The sequence below is a fragment of the Kosakonia oryziphila genome (assembly GCF_900094795.1).
GTDB lineage: Bacteria > Pseudomonadota > Gammaproteobacteria > Enterobacterales > Enterobacteriaceae > Kosakonia > Kosakonia oryziphila.
Genome location: NZ_FMBC01000012.1, coordinates 75514 through 99930 on the forward strand (window position 1 = coordinate 75514; position 24417 = coordinate 99930).

Annotated in this window: 20 protein-coding genes; 14 read left to right on the forward strand and 6 right to left on the reverse strand. The window is 47.3% G+C overall.

All coding sequences use genetic code 11. The annotated features are described in order from the left end of the window. Positions 1-546: 546 nt before the first annotated feature. Together GA0061070_RS07900 and GA0061070_RS07905 are read left to right on the forward strand one after the other, a co-directional pair. Entirely contained in the window at positions 547-1929 is a 1383-nt protein-coding gene (locus GA0061070_RS07900) for a diaminobutyrate--2-oxoglutarate transaminase (protein WP_208598162.1), read from the forward strand. A 13-nt stretch (positions 1930-1942) separates the two neighbouring features. After that, entirely contained in the window at positions 1943-3406 is a 1464-nt protein-coding gene (locus GA0061070_RS07905) for a pyridoxal phosphate-dependent decarboxylase family protein (RefSeq protein WP_090135104.1), read from the forward strand. A 126-nt stretch (positions 3407-3532) separates the two neighbouring features. Here the strand turns inward: GA0061070_RS07905 and GA0061070_RS07910 are convergent, their stop codons facing one another. After that, positions 3533-4567, reverse strand: coding sequence for a HoxN/HupN/NixA family nickel/cobalt transporter (locus GA0061070_RS07910; RefSeq protein WP_090135106.1), 1035 nt, complete (start codon positions 4565-4567; stop codon positions 3533-3535). Between the two features lie 182 nt (positions 4568-4749). Between GA0061070_RS07910 and GA0061070_RS07915 the strand changes: the two genes are divergently transcribed. Further along, positions 4750-5706 (forward strand): D-2-hydroxyacid dehydrogenase family protein, encoded by a 957-nt coding sequence (locus GA0061070_RS07915; RefSeq protein ID WP_090135108.1) that lies wholly within the window; start codon positions 4750-4752, stop codon positions 5704-5706. Positions 5707-5717: 11 nt separating this feature from the next. Here GA0061070_RS07915 and GA0061070_RS07920 read toward each other — a convergent pair whose 3' ends face one another. Beyond that, complete coding sequence (locus tag GA0061070_RS07920; RefSeq protein WP_090135110.1) at positions 5718-6266, reverse strand: winged helix DNA-binding protein; 549 nt, start codon at positions 6264-6266, stop codon at positions 5718-5720. A 252-nt stretch (positions 6267-6518) separates the two neighbouring features. Between GA0061070_RS07920 and GA0061070_RS07925 the strand changes: the two genes are divergently transcribed. From GA0061070_RS07925 to GA0061070_RS07935, 3 genes are read left to right on the forward strand one after another with little or no spacing between them, the layout of a single operon-like run. Beyond that, positions 6519-7241, forward strand: a complete 723-nt coding sequence (locus GA0061070_RS07925; protein ID WP_090135111.1) for a DUF969 domain-containing protein — start codon at positions 6519-6521, stop codon at positions 7239-7241. Further along, on the forward strand, positions 7238-8224 hold the full coding sequence (locus GA0061070_RS07930) for a DUF979 domain-containing protein (protein WP_090135113.1): 987 nt from the start codon (positions 7238-7240) through the stop codon (positions 8222-8224). The genes GA0061070_RS07925 and GA0061070_RS07930 overlap by 4 nt, the downstream gene beginning before the upstream one ends. A gap of 26 nt (positions 8225-8250) precedes the next feature. After that, a complete protein-coding gene (locus GA0061070_RS07935; RefSeq protein WP_090135115.1) occupies positions 8251-9246 on the forward strand; it encodes a DUF2891 domain-containing protein in 996 nt (331 codons plus the stop codon). A 58-nt stretch (positions 9247-9304) separates the two neighbouring features. Here the strand turns inward: GA0061070_RS07935 and GA0061070_RS07940 are convergent, their stop codons facing one another. From GA0061070_RS07940 to GA0061070_RS07955, 4 genes are all read right to left on the reverse strand, one after another. Continuing rightward, on the reverse strand, positions 9305-9955 hold the full coding sequence (locus GA0061070_RS07940) for a response regulator (RefSeq protein ID WP_090135117.1): 651 nt from the start codon (positions 9953-9955) through the stop codon (positions 9305-9307). A gap of 10 nt (positions 9956-9965) precedes the next feature. Further along, on the reverse strand, positions 9966-13160 hold the full coding sequence (locus GA0061070_RS07945; protein ID WP_167353552.1) for a response regulator: 3195 nt from the start codon (positions 13158-13160) through the stop codon (positions 9966-9968). A 65-nt stretch (positions 13161-13225) separates the two neighbouring features. Then, positions 13226-14452 carry an EAL domain-containing response regulator gene (locus GA0061070_RS07950; RefSeq protein WP_090135121.1) on the reverse strand — a complete coding sequence of 409 codons (1227 nt, stop codon included), beginning with the start codon at positions 14450-14452 and terminating at the stop codon, positions 13226-13228. 4 nt (positions 14453-14456) lie between these two features. Next, entirely contained in the window at positions 14457-17270 is a 2814-nt protein-coding gene (locus GA0061070_RS07955; protein WP_090135123.1) for an ATP-binding protein, read from the reverse strand. A 399-nt stretch (positions 17271-17669) separates the two neighbouring features. Here GA0061070_RS07955 and GA0061070_RS07960 point away from each other — a divergent pair, with 399 nt between their 5' ends. The 8 genes from GA0061070_RS07960 to GA0061070_RS25320 form a co-directional block, all read left to right on the forward strand. Further along, positions 17670-18212: a fimbrial protein gene (locus GA0061070_RS07960; protein WP_090135125.1), complete on the forward strand. Its 543-nt coding sequence runs from the start codon at positions 17670-17672 to the stop codon at positions 18210-18212. Positions 18213-18568: 356 nt separating this feature from the next. Beyond that, entirely contained in the window at positions 18569-21010 is a 2442-nt protein-coding gene (locus tag GA0061070_RS07965) for an outer membrane usher protein (protein ID WP_244153060.1), read from the forward strand. A 99-nt stretch (positions 21011-21109) separates the two neighbouring features. Continuing rightward, entirely contained in the window at positions 21110-21871 is a 762-nt protein-coding gene (locus tag GA0061070_RS07970; protein ID WP_090135128.1) for a fimbria/pilus periplasmic chaperone, read from the forward strand. Between the two features lie 81 nt (positions 21872-21952). Then, positions 21953-22471, forward strand: coding sequence for a fimbrial protein (locus tag GA0061070_RS07975; protein WP_167353553.1), 519 nt, complete (start codon positions 21953-21955; stop codon positions 22469-22471). Continuing rightward, on the forward strand, positions 22468-22950 hold the full coding sequence (locus GA0061070_RS07980) for a fimbrial protein (protein WP_244153061.1): 483 nt from the start codon (positions 22468-22470) through the stop codon (positions 22948-22950). The genes GA0061070_RS07975 and GA0061070_RS07980 overlap by 4 nt, the downstream gene beginning before the upstream one ends. Positions 22951-22960: 10 nt before the next feature. Further along, entirely contained in the window at positions 22961-23431 is a 471-nt protein-coding gene (locus GA0061070_RS07985; protein WP_090135131.1) for a fimbrial protein, read from the forward strand. 10 nt (positions 23432-23441) lie between these two features. Beyond that, positions 23442-23987, forward strand: a complete 546-nt coding sequence (locus GA0061070_RS07990) for a fimbrial protein (RefSeq protein ID WP_090135133.1) — start codon at positions 23442-23444, stop codon at positions 23985-23987. Positions 23988-24049: 62 nt separating this feature from the next. Then, positions 24050-24417 (forward strand): hypothetical protein (locus GA0061070_RS25320; RefSeq protein ID WP_208598161.1); only part of this gene is annotated, 368 nt, incomplete at its 3' end.

A 24417-nucleotide genomic window follows, 5' to 3' on the forward strand; every position in this document is an offset into this window, starting at 1 on the left:
TTTGCTCCCGTTGTCGATAACCGGTATTGCCTGTCACGGGTTATCGGGTAATGCGCTTTATGGCTTAAATCGTTGACTTCCTGTTTACAGTGCGCCGCACTTTGTTCAATGTTTAGCCGCACAGGGAAATTTGGAGCGGGCATATTAAGTGATTTGCCCGGCTGAATCGATATTTTCCTTACGTTTTATGCACCAGAACTGAAAAATAACGCGTTAGCCGTTAATTTTCGCCGTTATTAATGGTGATAGTGTGCTTTACAGGATAAAAAGTCAGCACGCAGAGCGCTTATTCCAGGTCTTTAATCCTTTGTTGGCGCTCCGCTTTGGTATTTGTAACAGAATTGCTTACAATTGGAGTAACGCAAATTCTGCGCAGGCATAATTTTTGTTATTGATTTTAAAGAAAATTTTTGATAAATGCCTTTAAAAATAAAAGATTGAGTCCGGCGTTAAAAAAACATATATTAGCCGCGTTTTTTTCAAGCTAATCCCATAAACCATTATTCAATCAGGGTGAAACATCGCGCTGGTTGTAGGAGTGATATGATGACGGATAAAGTCCGTATTGATACTTTGAATGCAAATTCATTACCTCAGAACAATGAAACCTTCCTGGCACGACAAGCCGAGTTTGAATCCAATGTAAGGAGCTATCCGCGTAAATTGCCTCTGGCAATTGCTAAAGCGCAGGGCGTCTGGATCACCGATGTCGAAAATAATCAATACCTTGACTGCCTCGCAGGTGCAGGAACCATGGCTCTGGGTCATAACCATCCTGAAGTTCTGCAAAGCATCCAAAGTGTCATTACCAGTGGCTTACCGTTACATACACTGGATCTGACCACGCCGTTAAAAGATGAGTTCTCCGCTTATCTGTTGTCACTGCTGCCGGGCCAGGGCAAAGAGTATTGCCTGCAATTCACCGGGCCTTCCGGTGCGGATGCGGTTGAAGCCGCGCTGAAACTGGCGAAAAAAGTGACCGGCCGTTCCGGCGTGATCAGCTTCTCCGGCGGCTATCATGGTATGACCCATGGCGCACTGGCGGTAACCGGTAACTTGTCACCGAAAGAAGCGGTTAACGGCATGATGCCGGAAGTGCAGTTTATGCCTTACCCGAACGAATACCGCTGCCCGCTGGGTATCGGCGGCGAAGCTGGCGTGAAAGCATTAACCTACTACTTTGAAAACCTGATCAACGATGTTGAAAGCGGCGTGCGTAAACCGGCTGCGGTGATCCTCGAAGCCGTGCAGGGCGAGGGCGGCGTGAACCCGGCGCCGGTCGAGTGGTTACAGCGCATCCGTAAAGTGACGCAGGAACATGGCATTGTCCTGATCATTGACGAAGTGCAGGCGGGCTTTGCCCGTACCGGTAAACTGTTTGCCTTCGAGCACGCCGGTATCGAGCCGGATATCATTGTGATGTCTAAAGCTGTTGGCGGCGGTTTGCCGCTGGCCGTGCTGGGTATCAAAAAACAGTTCGACGCATGGGCGCCGGGTCACCACACAGGAACGTTCCGCGGCAACCAACTGGCGATGGCGACCGGTCTGACGACGCTGAAAATCCTGAAAGACGACCATATTGCCGACAAAGTGGCAGCGCAGGGTGTCTGGCTGAAAGAAAAACTGGCTGAGCTGCAAAAACGTTTCCCGGTTATCGGTCACGTGCGCGGTCTGGGTCTGATGATTGGCATTGAAATCGTCAAGCCGAATGAAGCGCAGGATCATATGGGCTGCTACCCGGCTGACGGTGAGCTTTCTGCGCTGCTACAGAAAAAATGTTTCGAAAATGGTCTGATTCTGGAGCGTGGCGGCCGTAACGGTTGCGTGTTGCGTCTACTGCCATCGCTGCTGATCAGTAATGACGAGCTGGAAATCTTCCTCGACAAGTTTGAGAACGCGTTGTTGGCAGCCGGCGTTAAGCCTGTTTAATCGGAGCAATTGAATGTCTGATGTAAATCCGATTCTTTCAGGTTCTGCGCAAAGTATTGCCGCCTATCAGGACGCCATTGAGCAGAGCACAAAAGCAGTTGTGCAGTGGCTGAAACAACCTGAGATGTATCAGGGCAAAACGGTTGAGCAGTTGCGTGAGCGCATCAATTTAGAATTTACCTCTCAGGGCCTGGGTAACCAGGCCGCGATTGAGCGCGCCGTTGAGTACTTCCTGAAAGATAGTCTTTCTGTGCATCACCCGCAGTGTGTTGCGCATCTGCACTGCCCGAGCCTGGTGATCAGCCAGGCGGCGGAAGTGTTGATCAACGCCACTAACCAGAGCATGGACTCGTGGGATCAAAGCCCTTCAGCCACTATCATTGAGATCAAGCTGATTGAATGGTTGCGCGCCCAGGTGGGTTACCAGCCGGGCGATGCCGGGGTTTTCACCAGCGGCGGCACCCAGAGCAACCTGATGGGGTTGATGCTGGCTCGCGATGCGTTTTTTGCGCGCCAGGGCCACTCTGTTCAGCAGGATGGGTTAACAGGCGATCTGAGCAAAATCAAAGTATTATGCTCTGAAAATGCCCACTTCTCCGTGCAGAAAAATATGGCGCTGATGGGGCTGGGTTATCGCTCCGTAACGCTGGTTAAGACGGATGCGTTCTCCCGTATGGATCTCAACGATCTGGCGGCGAAGCTGGCGCAGGCGAAAGCGAACGGCGAACAGGTTCTGGCGATCGTTGCGACCGCTGGCACTACCGACGCCGGGGCTATCGATCCGTTAGCGGAGATTGCTGCGCTGGCGGCAGAATACCAGACCTGGATGCACGTGGATGCAGCCTGGGGCGGCGCGCTGCTGCTGTCAGAGAAATTCCGTCATTACCTGAACGGCCTTGAGTTAGCGGATTCCGTAACGCTTGATTTCCACAAGCAGTTCTTCCAGACCATTAGCTGTGGCGCGTTCTTGCTGAAAGATCCACGTCACTATCAACTGATGCGTTACCAGGCGGCTTACCTGAACTCGGACTTTGACGAAGAGCACGGTGTACCGAACCTGGTATCGAAATCACTGCAAACCACCCGTCGTTTCGATGCGCTGAAACTGTGGATGGGCCTTGAAGCGCTGGGTAAAAAGCAGTACGCCGAAATCATTGATAATGGCGTAATGCTGGCGCAGCAGGTGGCAGAATTTGTCGCGCAGGAGCCGCAACTGGAGCTGGTGATGCAACCGCAGCTTGCCAGTGTGTTGTTCCGTTTCCGTCCGCAAAGCGATGATATGTCCGCTGTTGCGTTGCTGAACCAGCGCATTGGCGATGCGTTGCTGGCCTCCGGGGCGGCTAACGTTGGGGTAACGGAAGCTGATGGCATCACCTGCCTGAAGCTGACGCTGCTGAACCCGACGGTGTGTCTACAGGACGTTAAAGTTCTGCTGGCAAGCGTAAAAGCCTGCGGCGAGCAACTGCTTAATGCTTAATGTGTAATGCGATATTAAAAGCCGACAATATGCTGTCGGCTTTTTTTTCGGCTTTTAATTGCCCGGCATATTCCAGTGCTCGGGGTTTATCACATCGTAGACTTTCTGATGGGTGAAATTTTCTGTTTACAGCGGCGTTTGTTGATCCGTAAAAAGGGTATCGTAACCCTTCCACCGGTAGTTAAGTACAGAAAGCAGCCAGCAGAGAATAAACAATCCGATCACGAAGAACCCGGCATTACTCAGGTTATCGTTCATCACGGTGATGATATCCCAGAATTTGCCATGTAAATCAAGCTTATCCATAATTAATCCCAGCGCTTCGCTGCCGCCAATAAATAACGCGACAATAACCGATGTGCCGGTGATGGTCATATTATAATAGAGTTTACGTTGCGGCTTGCTGAATGCCCAGCCATAGGCTTCGACCATCAGGATATTATCCAGAGTATCGATTAACGCCATACCGCTGGTAAAGAGAGCCGGAAAGACCAGAATAGACCACACCGACATACCATTTGACGCTCCGGCGGTGGAAATACCCAGTACGCCAATTTCAGTGGCGGTATCAAACCCCAGGCCGAATAAGAAACCAACAAGGTACATATGCCAGCTTTGTGACACCAGGCGGAATGTCCGGTGAAAGATCCAGCTCATTATTCCGCCGGATGCAATGGTTTCTTCGGGAAGTGATTTGTCGCCGTTTTTGAATTGCCGGAAAGTGCGCCAGACGTTACTGAGAATAAGTAAATTCACCAGCGCGATAATAATCAGAAAAAAAGCCGATACGCTGGTGCCAATCACGCCGCCGGTTTTATGCAACCACGCCATGTGATGGCGAAACGCCGTGGCGGTTGCCGCAATGGCAATGGTAGCGAGGATAACAATCGTGGAGTGCCCCAGTGAAAACCAAGTGCCGACGCTGCACGATCTTTTCCCGTGCTGCATCATTTTACGCGTGACATTATCGATGGCGGCGATGTGGTCGGCATCCACCGCATGGCGTAAGCCGTAGCACCATGCCAGCAGGCTTGCCGCCATCAGCGAGGCGCTGTCGCCAAAGGTAAAAAATGCCCAGCCCCAGGCTGCGATATTCATCAGCAGCAGCATAAGGATCAACAGGCAAGCGCGTGGATTCCTGAAGAGTAAAGCGGAAAACATTTAAGGCCTCAAAGGGTTGCGTAGTTATGCGGCCAGAATATTTTGTAGTATTGCTCGGGTGGGTATGTTGATATCGATCTATCCAGTGGCAATTCGCCCATTCCGGCAATAAAGGAACAGGCGAGATAAGAGCCCGCTGTGACGGGCAGGAAAGCGTCAGACGCTTAATCGAGAGGGCAAAAATGGCTATTCAGGTGTTAATTCCGGACGACTATCAGCTCGCTACGCAACAGCTCCGTTTTCTGCGGCAGAATGATCAATTCCATTGTTCTGCGCTCGGCGATTTAAGCAAAGAGCCGCAGGCAGAGAGCGCGTTGTTCAGCGCCCAGGCATTAATCCTTATCCGGGAAAGAACCGTTGTTGATGAAGCATTTTTGCGCCGCACACCGAATCTGAAGTTAATTAGTCAAACCGGTAAGCTGGCAAGAAATGTGGATATTGACGTCTGCACGCGAGCTGGTGTCGCCATCGTCGAAGGTGTCGGTTCTCCAGTGGCTCCCGCTGAATTAACGTGGCTATTGATTATGGCATCCAGAAGAAAACTCGTCTCTTCGGTGAACGCCATGAAAGAGGGGCGCTGGCAAACGGAAATCGGATCGGCGGTGAATAAGCAGGTTTTAGGGATCCTCGGATACGGCAAAATCGGTAAGCGAATTGCCAGCTATGCGCAAGCATTTGATATGCAGGTTCAGGTATGGGGAAGCGAACGAGCCAGACAAGAGGCTCATGCCGCCGGGCTGCGGGTAGCGGAAAATCGCGAGCACTTTTTTGCAACCTCCGATGTGATTACAGTGCATCAGCGTTTGGTGGCGCAAACGGAAGGTAATATTACGTCTGCCGACCTCGCGCTGATGAAAACGGATGCGTTATTCGTTAATACCAGCCGTGCAGAACTGGTGGCCGAAGGCGCGCTTTATCACGCGCTATGCCAGGGGCGCCCAGGATATGCCGCGCTGGACGTCTACGAACAAGAGCCTGTATACAATACGCATAACCCTTATCTGGAAATGCCGAATGTGCTCTGTACGCCGCATCTGGGTTATGTGGAAGCAACCAGCTACGAGTTATATTTCAAAACGGCTTTCGATAACGTGGTGCGTTTCTTTGCCGGTGACACCTCGCAGGTGATAAATCGCTGACTCACTCAGTTTCACAGCGACGCGGCGGTGCGGGCGGCCGTATCGTAAAGGGATGAGATAGTGCGTAAAAGCTGCGCCGTTTCACCAATGGATTGTCCCGGGATCCCGCTTTCCGCATGGATACTTATCAGGCAGGCTTCACGCACATCGCGGTATTTCATGCATAACGCTTTTCCTTCCGCAGTCGTGGAGAAAAAGAGTTCCTTTCCGGCTTTTTCGCTCGTCACGTAGCCTGCTTTGATCAGCTTTTTCAGGGCGTAGGTCACTACATGCGTATCTTCTACGTTCAGGACGAAACAAATATCTGCCAGCTTTTTTTTGCGATTGCGATGATTCACATGATGCAGAAGTGAGACATCAAAAGCCCCCATATCAGGTTCACCTGCCGCAGTCATACAGCGCACCATCCATTTGTTGAAGGCGTTGCTGGTCATGATCAATGCGTACTCCAGCTCCGATAATTCAGCGCAGCGTTCGGAAACCAGATGGCGTGAAGAGACGATACGGGCATCCGCAATATCGTCGCTATTTGTTGATGTGGCGCTTTTTTTTGAGTTCATAACGTTCCTTACAGGAGGGGACTCTTAGGCAAAAATGTAAACTGAAAGCGATAAAATAAGAACATTTTATTGATAAATCGTTTACATATTTTTGCGGTTCAGATATAGCTTTTCATACCGGTTCTGCAAACACCGCAGGGCTGTCGCAATACACAACATCGCTCGCCGCAATGCACCTCGCTTCGTTTGAATACGAAGTATTAAAAAAATCGCCATCGGCGCGCAACGCTCACTTTAGATAGGGTAAACGTTATGGACGGTTCTACACTGCTACCACTTATCGGCATACCGATAGTGGTTATTGGTTTTGCACTGCGCTTCAACCCGCTGTTGGTGGTCGTTGTGGCAGGACTGAGTACCGGGTTGTTAGTGGGAATGGATTTCGGGATGCTGCTGGAAACCTTTGGCGAAAAGTTCGTCAACAGCCGCTCGTTGGCCACCTTTATTTTGATTCTGCCCGTTATCGGGCTGCTGGAGTATTATGGCCTGAAGGAGCGTGCGCAGGCCTGGGTGGCAAAGATTGCCAGTGCAACATCGGCACGTATTTTGATGCTCTATTTTGTCGCGCGTGAGGGAACGGCGGCGCTGGGGTTAATGTCGCTTGGTGGGCATGCACAAACGGTTCGTCCACTGCTGGCACCAATGGCCGAAGGCGCAGCGTTAAATGAATATGGCGAATTACCCCAGCATATCCGCGACAAAATCAAAGCGCATGCTGCTGCCTGTGACAACATTGCGGTCTTCTTTGGTGAAGATATCTTTATCGCCTTCGGTGCGGTGTTACTGATCGATGCTTTCCTGAAGGAAAACGGTATTCAGGGAATTGAACCGCTGCATATCGGCTTATGGGCCATTCCCACCGCGCTTTCGGCATTGATTATTCATATGACGCGCTTGCTGCGTCTGGATGCCAGCATCCGTCGCGACGTGATGGCATGGAAAGCAGAGCAGGGCACGCAGGAGATCGTTCAATGATGACGTTGATGACCATTAACCGCGTTTATTACCTGATCGGTTTTGTCGTGATGCTGCTGGTTGTCATGACATTACGGGATCGCGGCAACCCTAAGCGCTTTACGACGGCGCTGTTCTGGTTTTTGTTCGGCGGGATTTTCTTGTTTGGCGATCTGATGGTTCAGGAACTGGGCAAATCGCTGGCCTACCGAATTATTGGCGGTTGCGTTATTGCCATCGCCTTACTTGCAGGGTTTGGCCTGGTTGGAAAAGGACATTACAAAATGTCTACCGAGGCTGAGCGCATTGCCTCCTCGAATCGCCTGAAAAACTGGCTTTTCTTGCCGGCGCTGATGATCCCGGTCGTGACAGTAATCGGTACGTTATTCCTGAAAGGCGTTGCTGTTGGTGGCGTTTATCTGCTCGACCAGAAACAACTCACGCTGGCTGCTTTATGCGTCGCCTGTGTCGCAGCGATCCTGACGGGCTGGTGGCTGACACGCGGAACGCCGCTGCATGCCATTCGCCAGTCCCGACGTCTGGTGGATACCATTGGCTGGGCGGTGATCCTGCCGCAAATGCTCGCCATGCTGGGCGGCGTATTTGTGGTGGCCGATACGGGGCAGTCGGTACAAAAGGTGGTGAGCCTGTTTGTGAACCCGGATAACCGCTTCATGCTGGTGGTGATTTACTGCATTGGCATGGCGCTTTTCACCATGATTATGGGCAACGCTTTCGCCGCTTTTCCGGTATTGAGTGCCGGTATCGCCTTGCCATTCCTGATTAACGTGCATCACGGAAATCCGGCTCCTTTGCTGGCAATTGGTATGTACGCAGGATATTGCGGCACGCTGATGACGCCGATGGCCGCGAATTTTAATATTGTCCCCGCCGCGTTGCTGGAACTGAAAGATAAATATCAGGTCATTAAGATTCAGATCCCGACGGCGTTAACCCTGCTGGCGGTTAACGTGTTCTTAATGTATTTCCTCGTATTTCGCTAAGTGCGGCAATGACTTAAGGAGCAGTTATGCAATTAACTCAACATCAGGCTGAAGCCTTTGCCCGTATGCCGTTAACTTATTTACGTCAGGAATACCCGAATCACATTATGCATTTGCTTAATGATGATGGGGATGTCTTACCGCCGCGGGAACTGCATCCCATCTTTTACGGCTGCTTTGACTGGCATTCAGCAGTACATGGTTACTGGCTGTTGCTGCGCTGCGTGCGCCTCTACCCGGACTTGACATGCAGAGAGGAGATCACTGCGCTTTTTGATGAGCACCTGACGCAAGAGAAGGTGGCGCAGGAACTGGCCTATTTTAACGCGCCGTTTCGGGCCTCGTTTGAGCGCCCATATGGCTACGGCTGGCTACTGGCACTGGCTCAGGAGCTAAAGCACTCTTCGCTGCCGCAGGCGCAAGGCTGGCATCAGATGCTGGAACCTTTAACCCTGGATATTCGCGACCGGCTGGTGGATTATCTTAGCAAGTTGACGTATCCCATTCGTGTCGGTACGCATTACAACACGGCGTTTGCGCTGGCACTGGCGCTGGATTATGCCCGCGCGCTTGCGGATCGGCCATTGGAACAGGCTATTCTGGCGGCCGCAAACCGCTATTACCTGGCTGACACCCGGTATCCTGCGCACTATGAGCCAGGCGGCGATGAGTATATTTCAGGCGCGCTGACTGAAGCACTGTTAATGAGTAAAGTTGTCACAAACTTTCCGGCCTGGTTCGATGGATTCTTACCGGATGTGGCGTCGATTGCGGCGCTAATGGACCCGGCGGAAGTCAGTGACCGTACCGATCCCAAAATTGCCCATCTTGACGGGCTAAACCTCAGTCGCGCCTGGTGTATGAAACATATCACGAAGGCGTTACCGGAAAATCATCCCGGACAGAAAGCATTAACCGATGCCGTGAAGCGCCATCTTGCGGCCAGCGTGGAACATGTGGTGGGGAGCCATTATAGCGGCGGCCACTGGCTGGCCAGTTTTGCACTGCTGGCGCTGGAGTAAAGGGAAGGGGGAAGGTGGGTGCAGTGCGATTATACTGCACCCAAATTACACAGCCTGTTCAGACAAAAATATTATTTTCCACACAATAACGAATTAATTCCTGGTTGTTATCAACATTTAGTTTTCTCATCGCCGCATTTTTTTGGATGCTAACTGTCTTGGCGCTGCGATTCAATTTTTCAGCGATTTGAGATATTGATTCACCGGCAACAAAATGACGTAACACTTCATATTCTCTGGGCGACAGGTTATTAATGCGATCACGCAAAGTTGTCTCATGCTCGTCAACACCCATATTGGTTTTAAACGATGGAGGATAATATCTTGTGTTTGCACGTACTGCCATAAGTGCTGATAAAACCTCACTAAGATTATCTTGTTTAAAGATGACTCCCGTCACACCTGCATCGTAGAGTGCAGACACTATCATCTGATTTGAAATCATAGTCAGGACGAGAATTTTCACATCCGGGAATGTACGTAAAAGATACGCAATAAGCTTCATGCCATCAGTATATACATCATCCTTTGGCATGCTGTAATCTGTGATAATAACGTCTGGTTTTTGCTTGCGAACATTATTGATTAGTTCGGATGATGTTGAAAAGGTAGCATCGACCTGTACACCAGGCACCTGATCAAGATAATCTTTCATGCCTGCCAGGACAACCTGATGGTCGTCCAACAGAACAACATGTAATGCTTTCATTTTTTCCTCGTTAAATTGATTCTGCTTCAATACGACAAAGCAGATTATTAATTTCATTTGCTACCGCAATAACCCAGGCCAAACAGGTTTCATCCAGGCCTGATGATTTTATTTGTAACTCCAGTAGCTCAATTCTCGATGACATTTCCCGTTGTTTTGCCAATGTCAGAGCTCCACGCATTCTGTGTAGTATCATTAAAATATCTTCGCAATTGTTTTGCGCTATACTGGATTCTAATATTTTCCAATCTTCCCACATGCTTTGCAAAAATAACCGCCGATGTTTCGTAAGAATATTAGGTTCTTGTGGTTCAACTGCGGGAACGTCGCTTTGAGAGGCATCTTGTTCGTATGAAGAATACTGACACAACAGTGAAACTAGTTCACGTAACTCAATAGGTTTTACTAACCAACCGTTCATCCCGGATTCAACACATCTCTGCTCCTCGTCTCGCATGGCATTAGCGGTAACACCTATAATTGGCTGGCTCGCGCCTTCCGATCTGAGTTTTCGGGCCAATTCATAACCGTTCATATAAGGCATGTTTACATCGGTAAGCACCATGTCATATGGAGTTATATCCCAGAGAGCTAATGCTTCTTCGCCATCCTCTGCCAGAGTGACTTCACATCCAAGCTGTTCCAGTTGTTCCTTCAACGTAATTCGGTTAAGCGGGTGATCTTCCGCAACTAATACGCGCAGATGAAAACGGTGTATATCCGCTTTTGGAGGATGAATCGCAGCTTTATCATGTATCAAATGGTCAATACCAAATCCTATGCTACTGATACTATATGCATCAATTTCTGACGTTCCAGTCTCACCGGATAAGAAAAGAGCCAGATATCGCCCATTCCAGTCGACGGTTTCATTATGCGGTCTATGTAGTATATCCAGCATGATTGACGATTCATCAGATATTTTTGGTATAGTGTCAACCGCAGTGGTATTTGCTCCCCAACTATTTAACCAGCCGCAGATATTTGCGGTTAATTCAGGATGGGGAGTCCGTACCCAGATCTTTGCGTGATTAAGTTCAGGTTCAACGGGTTCCTCATCCGTTACAGTGACGAGGTTTAATTCAAAGAAAAACTTACTACCCAGCATGGATTCACTTTTGAGCTGAATTTTGGTGTTCATCAACTCTGCCAGGCGTGCACAGATTGAAAGCCCCAGGCCTGCGCCGCCCAGAATATGGTGTTCCGTGCTGGCAAGATAGAATGGCGTAAAGAGTTTTTCCTGCCTTTCCTTACTGATGCCCACGCCACTGTCACATACTTCAAGTGACAAGTGCGCTTCAGATGAAGAGTTATTTAACAAATTCAAGCGCACGATAACAAAACCAGTTTCGGTAAACTTAATAGCATTACTGATAAGGTTACTAAGAATTTGACGTAGCCTTGTCGGGTCGCCAATAACTTTGTGCGGAATATCGGTAGCAATAACTGAAAAAAGCAGCAATCCTTTACGGTATGCCATACCTGCATAAGCACCGGTACAGCTCTGAATCAACTCTCGAGGGTTGAACGTTGTTTGCTCCAATTGGAGTTGTCCTGCTTCTATCTTACTAATGTCCAGAATATCACTAATAATCTGTAATAGTATCTGGGAAGCATCTTCAATACGATCAACATACTGACGTTGTCGGTGGGTCAGTTGAGTCAGGGAAAGTAGTTCCAGAGTCCCGAGAGCACCATATAGTGGAGTGCGAATTTCATGACTCATTGTGGCCAAAAATGTAGATTTTGCTTCATTAGCCTCTTCTGCCGCTTTTCTGGCTTTGAGAAGGTTACGCTCAATTTGCGCATGGGAACTCACATCCGCAAATATACAAAGAATGACGTCCTGTTGCATATAGCGTGTCGGCGCATACGCAACATAAAGTGTTCTTTCCGGTGATATATCAAGCCGATCGATGGTTCCATCTTTAACAGTGTGCTTAATCTGTTTAAGAAGGGCGGTCATCGCTTTGGTTTTTGGTAGCGGTTCACCAGCCGTGGCCCCCATTAATTCCAGGGCAAGAGGATTTGCAAATACCACGTGACCATTATCACGGGCTATAATGCATAGAGCCATGGGCGCGGTTTGAATTAAGGTTCTGTTGAATGCTTCGCTTTCAAGTATATCTCGTTGTGCTTGCTGAGCTGGTTTTATCACTCGGCTATTATACCAGCGCATATATAATGTGCTACCAAGTATGCTAATTATTATTATCAGCAATGTGCCAAGCGGCAACCAAAGATTATTCCTGAAAAAGCTGGAATAACTCAACAGATAGACACCTGTCCAGTTATCAGTTTTATCTGTAACTTTTAATACCAATCCATTAAGAGTGTAATTTAGCCCCGGATTTAGTAGCTTCGGTGGTTCATTTTCACCTATCAACAGCCCATGTTCACGATGGGATACCCATGCTTTTCCCTTGTATTGAAGCCAGAATACATGTTTAGGCGCAGGGTTAAATTTTCGTTCCAGTACACCCGTCTGCGAACGATTCAATAGCGTTGCTGCATAGAGACAGGAGGGCTTGAGCGATGTGCCCTTCCATACAGTCGGGGGAAAACCAGCGGGAATAAGGCCGATAACCTGATCAGGTAAAGACGGTGTTCTAAACCAAATAATTTTATCTGCTCTTCCATTATTCTGGCAGTTTTCTGGGTTAATACTTTGCAATTTTTGACGCACTGCATTGGTAATGGAGAGATATAATTTAATGCTGATCGATTCAGAATCTTCATTTGTATTTACAGCGGGAACTCCAAGGCTAAAACTGTCGTTTTCATTAACAAAGAAAACGGTGGCCGCAGGAAAATAGGAGGTAGCCCAGAAAGATGAATAGAATGCCGAAAGGTAGCCACCTAGTGAAAAAATTTTGCTGGATAACCTGGCACAGTCAACCTCACCCTGGCAAGCCAGGGTAAAGGGCAGGTCAACCTCTGTTTCTCGTCCTTCATACAAATGAAATTTACTGTCAACGGGCAAAGAAACTTCATGAAAACTTGTAACCCGCAGTAAAGGAATTATAGCAAGTCGACCATTTTGCTTTTGCAACTGGTGTAAAAAAAGTTCTTGCTCATTGAGATAACCAATTAATGTCGAAAAATCGAGTGTGAAACGTCGCTGCTCCTGCTCAATGACACGCTTGGCACCCAGGTACATACCGACCGCAAGCAGTATTGCTATTGGTAATAAAATGAAGAACAACAAGTGTTGCCTGCGTGTACTGTGAGTAATTCTACTGAAAGGCGTCCCTTGCATAGTGATGCCACCTAAAAAGTGGAGGAAGAATGAAAATACATTTCACTGGTCTTTGAGGACAACAACTCCCCAAAATCTTCTGCACTGACTGCAGAAGAGATCAAGAACCCTTGTGCACAATCACACCCAATACACCGCATAAACTGCAAGTCACGCATGGTTTCAACACCTTCAACGGTAACGGTTAAACCTAGTTGTTTACCTAGTTGTACTGAGGCAATCAGCGCGGTCTCTCGAACGTCATCACCAGCAAAACCATTTATAAACGCCTTATCAATCTTCACTTCAGTGAATGGGGAAGAGATAAGGTTATACATTGAGTTATAGCCGCGACCGAAGTCATCCTGAGCCAACCCGAACCCTTTTAATCGTAAGTTGCTGATTCCCATATAATAATTTAAAGGCTGAGAAATTGCCTCATCTTCCAGCAGCTCAAAACATATATTCGCTGGATCGACTTCACGTGCAATGACTTGCTGAAATAATTCTTCAGGAAGTTGATCATCATCAAATAGAGGCACTGGAAGATTGACGGATACCGGCACACAGTATCCATTGTGTTGCCAGTACGTATGTGCATCAAGGGCATCATTCAAAATTTTAAATAACAGCTTTTTTTGGAGCTTATAAAGACGTATTGCATCAAGAAACGAACCCGCCAGCATAAAGCCATACTCCGAATGCTCCCAACGAGCCAAAGCTTCTGCACCAATAATTTTTCCACTATTTAACTCTATTTTGGGTTGGAACCACGCCTTTATGCTCCCTTCTTTTAAGCTATTTTCAACCATATTTTGATCAAATACATGATAGGGATTCTCATATATATGCCTCCTGGGAGGAATGCCCACTTTTCTTGAACAGATTTGCAGCGTCAGGCGCTTAAGTGCTTCATCGTCATAAGGTTTCTTGAGAGTTCCAATAACAGCAAGGCCATGCTCTTTGGCAACCAGACTAATACTATTCATTAGACCTCGTGAATGTGTGCTGGTCAGGACAAGCATGGTATTCATCTGTCGTTTAGTGATTTCCCTGATAAACTGCAATCCATCCATATATGGCATGCTTATATCAATGATCGCCAAATGAAAATGATTATTTTCTAGTAAGTTTATTGTTCCAGTAGCACTACTGGCAATACGGATATCAAAGAGGCCAGTCGCATGCAGCATTGTATATAATTTCATTATATCTTGCGAATGTTCATCCATTATCAACACTTTGAAGTTTGATTGCATAAAATTAACTCCTGCTTTTATTAATATTATGTAATAAAGTACGTAACTGTGATAACGAAAGAGGTTTACGCAAAAGGTAGTCCATTTCCACGGCTTTTTCCCTTTCTTTTTGCTCTTGGTCAGTATTACCAGACAGACCAATTATCTGCCCTTTGTATCCTTTATTACGCAACTTGTACGCGACCGTATACCCGTCCAGAAAAGGCATCTGCAAATCAGTTATCACAGCGTCAAATCTCAAGGTGTCAACTACATTAATTGCTTCTATTCCATTTTTGGCAAGCACAACAATATTCCCAAGTAACTCCAGTTGGTCACGTAAAATGATGCGACTGATAGGACTATCATCAACAACCAGCACTCTTAAGCGAAAGTTATCTGACATTAGTGAAGGTGCAATCTCTGACACCTGCTCATAATTTTGCTGTATGGATTGCACTAATCTCCCAATGCCAATTACGCTGTAAGCACCGGTGATTAAGTTATTATTTTCAAGTTTTTTTTCATAAATGAGCGTTGGAGGCAATGCAATTATTCGCCTGCAATTCAAATCTAATGTTTGTGTCGATGGTGGCCAGGTTTGGATCAATAGCCCTACCGGAACGTCACGGTTTGTGGCGCTGCAGTAGGGTATAGCCTTGGCTCCCCACCGACGTAACCACTTACAGAGGTTATAAACGATTTCTCGTACCGCGCCATCAACATATACTGGCACAGGCAACAGGCCAGGCCATGAGGGTAGGTTGTCATCATAAGCAAAAGGTAATTCAACCTCAAATGCAAAGCGGGTACCCAGACCTGGTTCGCTGATGGCCCATAACTTACCTCCCATGAGTTGCGCAAGACGAGAGCATATTGATAATCCAAGACCTGAACCAGATACCGGATCAGTGAATTTATTTCCTGACCGAAAATAGGGATCAAATAATTTTGGTAAATGATCTGAGGCAATTCCAATACCAGTATCAATAACATTAAAAACGAGACGAACCTTTTTTTCAAAAGATTGAACAACATTTACTCGTAGTATGATATGTCCTGAAAGTGTAAATTTAACTGCATTATTAACAAGGTTATCCAATATTTGACGTACCCGTGTGACATCCCCCGACACATAATGAGGAACTTTGGTATCTGAGATAGTATAAATTTTCAGACCTTTATTCTCTGCCTTCGCGGCATAAGTCTCTATTACTAACTCTGCAAGCTCCATAGGCGAAAAAGGCTTTTTTTCAAGCGTAAGCCGACCAGCCTCAATAGTGGATAGATCAAGACTGTCATTAACTATTCGAAGTAAACTTGAGGACGACAACAAAAGTGTTTTCATATATTCACTCTGTTGCCCATTTAAGCCGCTAAGTGAAAATAATTCCAACGTTCCCATTATACCATAAAGAGGTGTGCGTATTTCATGACTCATTGTTGTAAGAAATAATGTTTTCGCCTTATTAGCCGACTCCGCTGCTTTTTTTGCCTCAACCAAAGATCTTTCGACATCTTTCAATCGGGAAATATCATTTAGTACACAGAGAAACGCAACCTCTCCGCCCCAGAAGGTCTGCGCGTAACTAAGTTGAATTGCTCGCCCGTCTTGCAAAACAAACTCAACCATTATTGATGGTTTTTTATTTTCAGCAATGCGCGTAAACCATGATTCGTCGCTTTTAATCCAGGCTTGTGCTAGCTCATTAAAAAATATGAGTTCTCCATCTCTTTTGCGTACCATCGCTAAACCTACCGGTGCTGTTTCAACCAGCTTTCTGTTCAGCGCTTCGCTATCTACTAATGCTGAGAACTGACTTAAGGCCGGTTGTAAAACTTTTCGCGATAAATAACAAAAACTTAAGATAATTAATACAGTTAGTATTGTGACAATAATAATTACTGTCTGAAAAACCGGCAGGTTAATTCTTATTAACTCGGAAACGGGTACAAAGTACACCAAATTCCAACCGCCTTGCCCGATGTTTCTTTGCAACACTAAATAATCAGGAATTAAACGCCCCCCAGCCACACCGAATGGATCGGCAATAAAATGGCCAAGGTCATTTCTATTCAGTCCAGATATATTTAGCAGTCGTCCTTGCGGATCTATAAAGTCATATTTCCCCCCCTGAAGCGTTGACAGGTCAATGCTGGATTTTAAATCGGAAAAAGTGAGACCCAACCAACCAGTTTTTTGCGTAGATGCTTCCACTGGAGTAAAAAGGTAAAGTCGTTCCTCTTTATTGCTACTGGAACTAAACCAGACGATTGGCAATTTCCCATCATGTCCTATTTCCCATTTTTGAGTTGACAAGAACTCTATAATCTCATGCTCTACTTCTACCGGCATTTTCGGTGCGTTATCTTGATGATGAGTTGGTAATATTGTGATTGTTTTCCCGGTTTCTACAGATGTGTAAATAAGTTGTACATTTTTTAATTCCAGCCTTTTCTGATCCTTGAGAGTGACCATGACACCATAGTTATTATTAAGGCTATCACTATTGAGCCGCAGTAATGACAGCTCCGGAGAATTAAAAGATTTTGTCTCATTTTTAGAGTGAAAACTATCCGGCACTAAAATAGTGGCAGATGCCATTGATTGCAATAAGTATTCGCGTTCATAAAAGAAATGCTGAGCGTTATAAGCAGCACCATTCATCTGACGACGAAAATCTGAGATGGTATTGTTAAAAGAGTAATAAACATAAATAAATGATGCACCAAAAATACAACAAAATAGTGCAGTTGCAAAAAGACAAAGTAACAGTCTTGAAAGACGAGGAGCCTGCAATGAGGAATGTGCTATAGCAATGTTTTTTTCTTTATACATTGGTAAAGGATACAATAAAAATGCATCTGCTGTACATAAGGAAAACCTTATAATTATAAGCACGGGGTTGCAGGTAATATAGTTTCACTTATGTGCAAGTTTAAGGTTTGACTTATTTACACCAGATTTAACTGAAGGAATAATTGCGGCCGTAAGTTTATGGTTCTAATGTCGCCACGAATTGCTAATGCCACCACCAGATGTGTAAGTCGCAAACAGAAATGTTAATGAGTTATTGTAATTTGTTGGCGTTATTTAATTATAAGACGATATTTTTTGATGACATTATTTAGATGTGCTCAAAGGAAACGTCTTAGGGAAATTTTTAACCATAACTGCAAGATACAGCATCTTTTTTTGATTCAGTAAGAAAAACCTTTATTTATAGGAACAGATTTCATGAACGCTAAAGCAATTGCAATTATTATTGGTATGTCTCTGATAGCTAGCAACGCTTACGCAGCTAACGAAGGTGCAGGAAAAATCACTTTCACGGGTTCAATCATTGATGCCCCTTGCTCTATCGAGCCAGGCTCATTGGAGCAGGTCATCCCATTAGGCGCTATTTCTAGTCTTGCTCTGGCAGATAATGGTAACACTGGTGTATCTCAACCCGAACCTTTCAGCATTGAACTGAAAGACTGCGTTATTACTACTGCAGGTACTAAAGATAAGGTATCTGTAACTTTCACTGGTGCTGCTTCTTCATATGACCCTACCAGCCTGGGTTTGATTGGTACTGCGGAAGGTGCTTACATTCTTATTTCTCAGGCAGACGGTGCAAAAGTGACGTTGAATACCCCAACTTCGGTTCAAACTGTGACTAATGGCACCAACAATACTCTAAGCTTTACTGCGGCGCTGAAAGGTGGCGGAGCAAGTGCTGAGATTAAACCGGGTAGTTTCCAGGTTCCAACTAACTTCGTACTATCCTACCAGTAAGTTTATTTGTAGTGCTAAACAACCTGCGGCAGTTCTGCCGTAGGTTGTTTTCTAAAGTTATAGAATTGTTTTATTAAGCACTAAGAAGTGTTTCAACTGATGTATTTTATGATGTTTTTATTTTGATTTTCTGAATTTTTTATTTGCTGAGATATCGAAAATATAAAGAAGCAGTATGGGGAGAGATCTTAATTCTGTGTACCTTCAACAGACTTGAAAACCCATGGATTACTACCCAGCAATACAGTTCAGAATTAATTATAACAAAAGAGGCTTTATTCATGGTGCGTTATTTTTCTCGCGCCCTGTTTTCCATCTTGTGCCAAGTCAGTCTGGGCAGCAGTATATTGCTCGGTATGCTGGGCCTGGCCCGGGCAGAAGATATCCAGTTCAATACGGATGTCTTGGATCTCAAGGATCGTGACAATATTGATTTAGGCCAGTTTTCGCATAAAGGTTTTATTTTACCTGGGACTTATGAACTTGCTCTCAGCCTGAATAACAGGGTGCAACAAGCGCGTCCGATTACATTTCTGGCACCTGACGATGACCCGAAAGGTAGTCAGGCGTGTCTGAGTAAAGAGATAGTGGAGCAGTTTGGTTTGACCGCAGGTGCACAACGGGGGTTGATGTGGTGGCATCAAGACCAGTGCCTTGATCTGACCAGCTTGAATGGGCTTCAGGTCCGGGCGGATCTTGGTAACAGCACTCTGTATATCAGTATCCCGCAGGTATTTCTGGAATACAGTAATGCAAACTGGGATCCACCATCACGTTGGGAAGAAGGGCTACCGGGCATTATTCTGGATTACAACCTGAATACTCAGGTTCAGCGACAGAACAAGGAAGGTGCTCAGAATTACACCCTCAGCGGTAACGGGGTGACAGGGGCAAATCTGGGACCGTGGCGTCTGCGCGCCAGTTGGCAGTCCAGAATCGACCACAAGAACAATTCGGCAAACGAGAATACCCGCAGTTTTGACTGGACGCAGTTCACATCCTACCGTGCGATCACATCGCTGCGCGCCAGGCTGACACTGGGAGAAGATTTTCTGCATTCCGACATTTTCGACAGCTTTCGCTTCACTGGGGGCAGTCTGGTCTCAGACGACAATATGTTGCCTCCAAACTTGCGTGGTTATGCGCCAGAGGTCACTGGTGTAGCACGTAGTAATGCCAAAGTAGTAATAACTCAGCAAGGTAGAGTACTCAAGGAAGTACTGGTCGCATCCGGGCCATTCCGTATCCAGGATCTGGATAGTGCGGTATCTGGTGCACTGGATGTACAGGTTGAAGAGGCCGATGGCAGCGTGCAGCGCTTCCAGGTGGATACATCCACCATTCCATACCTGACAAGACCAGGGCAGGTGCGTTTCAAGTTGGCGACGGGTCGCCCAACTGACGGACAACATAAAGTTATTGGGCCAACATTTGCTACGGGTGAGTTCTCATGGGGCGTAAGCAATGGTTGGTCAATGTACGGTGGTGGGTTAGGTGGCAATGACTATTCAGCCCTGTCACTTGGTATTGGCCGTGATTTGATGGTGTTAGGCGCTTTATCTGCGGACATAACCCGCTCTAAGGCCTGGCTACCATCGCAAGGAACTCAACAGGGAGATTCCTACCGCCTGAGTTATTCGAAGCGCTTTGATGATACCAATAGCCAGGTAACCTTTGCTGGTTACCGCTTCTCCGACAGTGGTTTTATGTCGATGGCTGATTATCTGAGTGCTAAAGATAACCCCAATGGCAATGGGATAAGTACTGGCCGTAGCAAGGAAATGTATACCCTGTCCTTCAGCCAGCAGTTCGAGTCTTTGGCGATGAGTGGCTACCTGAACTACAGCCATCAGACTTACTGGAACCAGGGGGCCAGTGACCGTTATGACCTGACGGTTGCACGGTATTTTGATATTGGTCACTTTCGTAACATTAACCTGTCTTTGACGGCATACCGTAACAAATTCAGCAACATAAGGGATGACGGCATGTATCTGTCACTGTCGATGCCATGGGGAAGCAGCGGCATGATGGGCTATAACGGTTCTTACACTGGAGGTGCCAATACCCACTCGATCAACTACTCCGATCGCGTTGGTGATACCGACAACTATACGGTCCGGGCAGGTATGTCGAATAGCGATGCCGACTTCAGCGGCTATTACTCACACCGCGGGACGTTGGCACAGATGAATGGCATGGCCAGTTACCGTTCGGGGCAGTATAGCTCAGTTGGGTTGTCCATGTCGGGCGGCGCCACCCTAACAGGTGAAGGTGGCGCATTACATCGCGTATCCCGGATGGGCGGGACACGAATGTTGATCGATACCGATGGTGTTGCAGGTGTCCCCGTGGGTGGCTATGGCAACACAGTTAACTCCAACATCTTCGGCAAAGCGGTGGTGGCGGATGTAAACAGTTATCACCGCAGCAGTGTACGTATCGACGTTGACAAACTGGCGGATAACGCCCAGGCAACCGACTCAGTACAGCAAGGTTCGTTGACCGAAGGAGCCATTGGTTATCGCCATTTTGAAGTGGTAGCGGGGGAGAAGGCGATGGCGGTCATACGCCTGGCCGATGGTTCGGTTCCACCGTTCGGCGCCACAGTGGTGAATGCTAAGCAGCAGGAAACCGGCATAGTCAATGACGCGGGCAATGTCTACCTTAGCGGTATCAACCCGGGTGAAGTCATGACCGTGCGCTGGAACAATGCCGAGCAGTGCCGCATTACGCTGCCGAATGAAATAAAAGTGGAAATGACCACTAACATTCTGTTGCCTTGTAGAAAAGAGTAACAGTCGCAAATTAGATCTTTGAACAGTAAAAGGACCCTTCGTCTGCTGGCTTTTGAGCCTGCCGGGATGGTGTCCATTTGGAAAATGTAGGTAATGATAATGAAGAAATTTTTTGTTAAGAGTCTGCTGACTGGTGTTGCGTTAGCCATGCTGGCTACGCCTTCTCTGGCAGCTATTTCACTGGATCGGACACGCGTGGTATTTGCGGGAAATGAGAAGTCAGTCAGTCTGACCGTACGCAACCAAAACCCTGAACTGCCCTATCTTGCTCAGGGGTGGCTGGAGGATGAACACGGAGTCAAGCTTGAGGGAAACAGTGCATTTACCGTGCTACCTCCTGTACAACGAATTGAACCCAAAGGACAGACCCAGGTAAAAATCCAGGCAACTCCTGGTGCCAACTTGTTGCCGCAGGACCGTGAATCACTGTTCTACTTCAACCTGCGGGAAATACCGCCGAAAAGTGACAAATCAAACGTATTGCAGATAGCGCTGCAGACGCGCATCAAAATGTTTTATCGTCCGGCTGCGCTGGCCGAAGCAGCGGTTAAGCAGCAGGGTACTCCCTATCAGGAGCAACTGACGCTGAGTAAAAATGGCGACCAATACACCGTCCACAATCCAACGCCGTATTTTGTGACATTGATTGGTTTCAGTGCCAGGAAAGGAGGTGATGTGGTTAAAGGTTTCGAACCAGTAATGGTGCCACCTAAGGGGAGTATCAAACTGGGGGGCAGTGCAGCGGCATTAGGGGCGACTCCGGTACTGGTATATATCAATGATTACGGTGGCCAGCCTGCATTAACTTTCCGTTGTAGTGGTAACAGTTGCAAGGTTGATGTAAGCAAGCGCGACAAATAATTACTCGCTATCAATGTTATGGCAGAAGGCGCCGGGTGGGTATCCGTGAAGAAAAAACAAGGGAAAACAAGGGAAACAATCATGTTTGCTTATCGGCCTAAGGCACAGTTTGCTCACAAGAGCCTTTGGTTTATGGCTATCGGCATGCTGTTTTGTCTGACTACTGCACAAGCCAGCAACCAGCTTCCGCTAACCATCAAAGGGATTGTGATGACGGGACCTGGTTGTCTGGTGAATGGCGATACCGCGATTGATGTGAACTTTGGCAGTGCCTTGCAGACCACCAGCATTGATGGCAACAACTATGCCACGCCAGTACCGTTTTCCCTGAACTGTACCGGTAACCCATCGAACCTGCGTCTGCAATTCCAGGGGGCGGTTAGCAGCTTTGATTCCAATGTGTTGGCAACCAATTTTGCGGATTTGGGGATCAAGTTATTGAAACCGGACAACAATGTTTTAGCGCCGGGGGAATGGTTTTCCTTCAGCTATTCGGCCACACCACCTGCCATCAGTGCAGTGCCGGTTAAACGGGCAGGGGCCATTCTGCCTGGAGGGGTGTTCAACAGTACGGCAACGCTGCTGGTAGAGGTGTTATGAAAGAGAACATTGGATTATGGCACACCCTGATCCTTGCGATCGTAATGGGGAATGCATTACCGGTGCAGGCCGTGGATGTCAACTTCACCGGTACCCTGGTCGTGCCGCCGCCCTGTGTGATTAACAGCAACAACGATATCTCAGTGGATTTTGGCACCGACATGTTAACCGGGCGGATAGACGGGATTAATTACGAACAACCCATTGTTTATACACTGGATTGCACAGGTGCGACTTCCGCAACGCTGAAACTGCAATTTCAGGGGAGCGGGGCGGGGTTTGATGCCAGTGTGCTCGGTACCAGCAAAAGCACTCTGGGCTTAGAACTCCGCAATGATGGCGTAAAGTTACCGTTAAATACCTGGATCAATTTTATCGACCCGGCACGACCGGTGCTGACGGCCGTGCCGGTCAAAGGTGGCAGCTTAAGTGGCGGGACATTTACCGCAGCGTCGACATTGGTTGTGGATTATCAGTAAGGGAAGGCCAATGAAAAGAAAACGTGTCGCGTTAGCCACAGGACTGATCATGTTGGGTTTGATAACCCAATTGGGACATGCCGTGCAGGTGAATTTTCATGGCGGTCTGGTGGAGGCGCTGCCTTGTACTATCAGTAACGGTGAACTGATCGAAGTGGACTTCGGAGATAACCTGGTGATTCGCAACCTTAATGGGGTGAACTACAGTAAGCCGGTACCTTACCAGATCGACTGTAGCGCTGCCGGAATAGTTCGGATGAGCATACAGGGTACCGCCACCAGTTTTGATGATGCGGCGATTCAGACCAACATACCGGGATTGGGTATTCACATGGAGTTGACTGATGGAAGTCCGTTTTATCTGAATACGTTTATAAGTCAAATCCCGCCAATTCAGGCGGTACCAGTGGCAGATCCAGCACAGCCACCAAATCCGGGGGCATTTACTGCCCGTGCGACGTTGCTGGCCGAATATCAATAGGAGCAGTTTGATGAAGCGAGGACAGGTATTATCACGTAATGGTCTGGCATTGCTTTTGGCCAGCTCGTTTTTATTTTGCAAATCAGTGCAAGCCGTCGAGAACCTCGAATTTAAGGGAGCGCTGGTGAATGCGCCTTGTTCCCTGCGCCCGGGTGATGAGGCGATGGAGCTGAATTTTGGTCCACTGATTAATAAATACCTTTATTCCAATACGCGCACCCCAGGACAGCTTTTTTCGTTGCATCTTGATGACTGCGATACGGCTGTCGCAACGGGAGTCAAGCTGACATTCATGGGCACCGAGAGTATGCAGTTGCCAGGATTGTTGGCGCTGGATGCCAGCAGTGTGGCCCGCGGAGTAGCAGTGGGGATGGAAACGGTAGGCGGTCAGGCATTACCGCTCAATATTCAGGGCAGCACCACGGCGCTAACGCAGGGCAATATGGTAATTGCCCTACAGGCGTATGTGCAGGCAGAACCGGAGGCCAGAGCCAGCCAGGGGATAGTCGAAGGGGGATTTACGGCCACGGCAACCTTTGCTCTGGAGTACCAGTAATCAATCGTGCCTTATCTTTTCCTGTCCTGAAACCTGACAATATGTACAACATTGTGAAACGAATGAAATTACTAATTGCTTTACTCTGCCTGATGGCCACAACATCCAGTTTTGCTGCGTTCACTATTACCAGTGCACAATTCGACTACACAACAAAAGAGCTGTTCTTTACCTATACTGACGGGGTTGAACAATTCAATACTGTAAATATCAGACCGAAAACCACCTCGTGGTTTAACGTGTGTGTGACCGGTGTGAATGTTGGATGGAATGCCTTCGCCACTGATTCCTACTGCGCCTTTAGTTATAGTACTGGCTACGCAAATAATTACTATTACTGGTCTGATTTCCAGAAGGAATTAATGATAAGGACAGGACTCGGGACGGGAGGAAGCTGGAAAGGAGGGACCTCTCAGATGAACACAAACAC

What these genes read in the sequence shown, in the direction of transcription:
- GA0061070_RS07915 (WP_090135108.1), top strand. Translation starts at nt 4,750, where the DNA reads ATGGCTATTCAGGTGTTAATTCCGGACGACTATCAGCTCGCTACGCAA.
- GA0061070_RS07900 (WP_208598162.1), top strand. Translation starts at nt 547, where the DNA reads ATGACGGATAAAGTCCGTATTGATACTTTGAATGCAAATTCATTACCT.
- GA0061070_RS07985 (WP_090135131.1), top strand. Translation starts at nt 22,961, where the DNA reads ATGAAAAGAAAACGTGTCGCGTTAGCCACAGGACTGATCATGTTGGGT.
- GA0061070_RS07980 (WP_244153061.1), top strand. Translation starts at nt 22,468, where the DNA reads ATGAAAGAGAACATTGGATTATGGCACACCCTGATCCTTGCGATCGTA.
- GA0061070_RS07925 (WP_090135111.1), top strand. Translation starts at nt 6,519, where the DNA reads ATGGACGGTTCTACACTGCTACCACTTATCGGCATACCGATAGTGGTT.
- GA0061070_RS07930 (WP_090135113.1), top strand. Translation starts at nt 7,238, where the DNA reads ATGATGACGTTGATGACCATTAACCGCGTTTATTACCTGATCGGTTTT.
- GA0061070_RS07905 (WP_090135104.1), top strand. Translation starts at nt 1,943, where the DNA reads ATGTCTGATGTAAATCCGATTCTTTCAGGTTCTGCGCAAAGTATTGCC.
- GA0061070_RS07960 (WP_090135125.1), top strand. Translation starts at nt 17,670, where the DNA reads ATGAACGCTAAAGCAATTGCAATTATTATTGGTATGTCTCTGATAGCT.
- GA0061070_RS07990 (WP_090135133.1), top strand. Translation starts at nt 23,442, where the DNA reads ATGAAGCGAGGACAGGTATTATCACGTAATGGTCTGGCATTGCTTTTG.
- GA0061070_RS07920 (WP_090135110.1), bottom strand. Translation starts at nt 6,266, where the DNA reads ATGAACTCAAAAAAAAGCGCCACATCAACAAATAGCGACGATATTGCG.
- GA0061070_RS07975 (WP_167353553.1), top strand. Translation starts at nt 21,953, where the DNA reads ATGTTTGCTTATCGGCCTAAGGCACAGTTTGCTCACAAGAGCCTTTGG.
- GA0061070_RS07935 (WP_090135115.1), top strand. Translation starts at nt 8,251, where the DNA reads ATGCAATTAACTCAACATCAGGCTGAAGCCTTTGCCCGTATGCCGTTA.
- GA0061070_RS07955 (WP_090135123.1), bottom strand. Translation starts at nt 17,270, where the DNA reads ATGTATAAAGAAAAAAACATTGCTATAGCACATTCCTCATTGCAGGCT.
- GA0061070_RS07950 (WP_090135121.1), bottom strand. Translation starts at nt 14,452, where the DNA reads ATGCAATCAAACTTCAAAGTGTTGATAATGGATGAACATTCGCAAGAT.
- GA0061070_RS07910 (WP_090135106.1), bottom strand. Translation starts at nt 4,567, where the DNA reads ATGTTTTCCGCTTTACTCTTCAGGAATCCACGCGCTTGCCTGTTGATC.
- GA0061070_RS07940 (WP_090135117.1), bottom strand. Translation starts at nt 9,955, where the DNA reads ATGAAAGCATTACATGTTGTTCTGTTGGACGACCATCAGGTTGTCCTG.
- GA0061070_RS07970 (WP_090135128.1), top strand. Translation starts at nt 21,110, where the DNA reads ATGAAGAAATTTTTTGTTAAGAGTCTGCTGACTGGTGTTGCGTTAGCC.
- GA0061070_RS07965 (WP_244153060.1), top strand. Translation starts at nt 18,569, where the DNA reads ATGCTGGGCCTGGCCCGGGCAGAAGATATCCAGTTCAATACGGATGTC.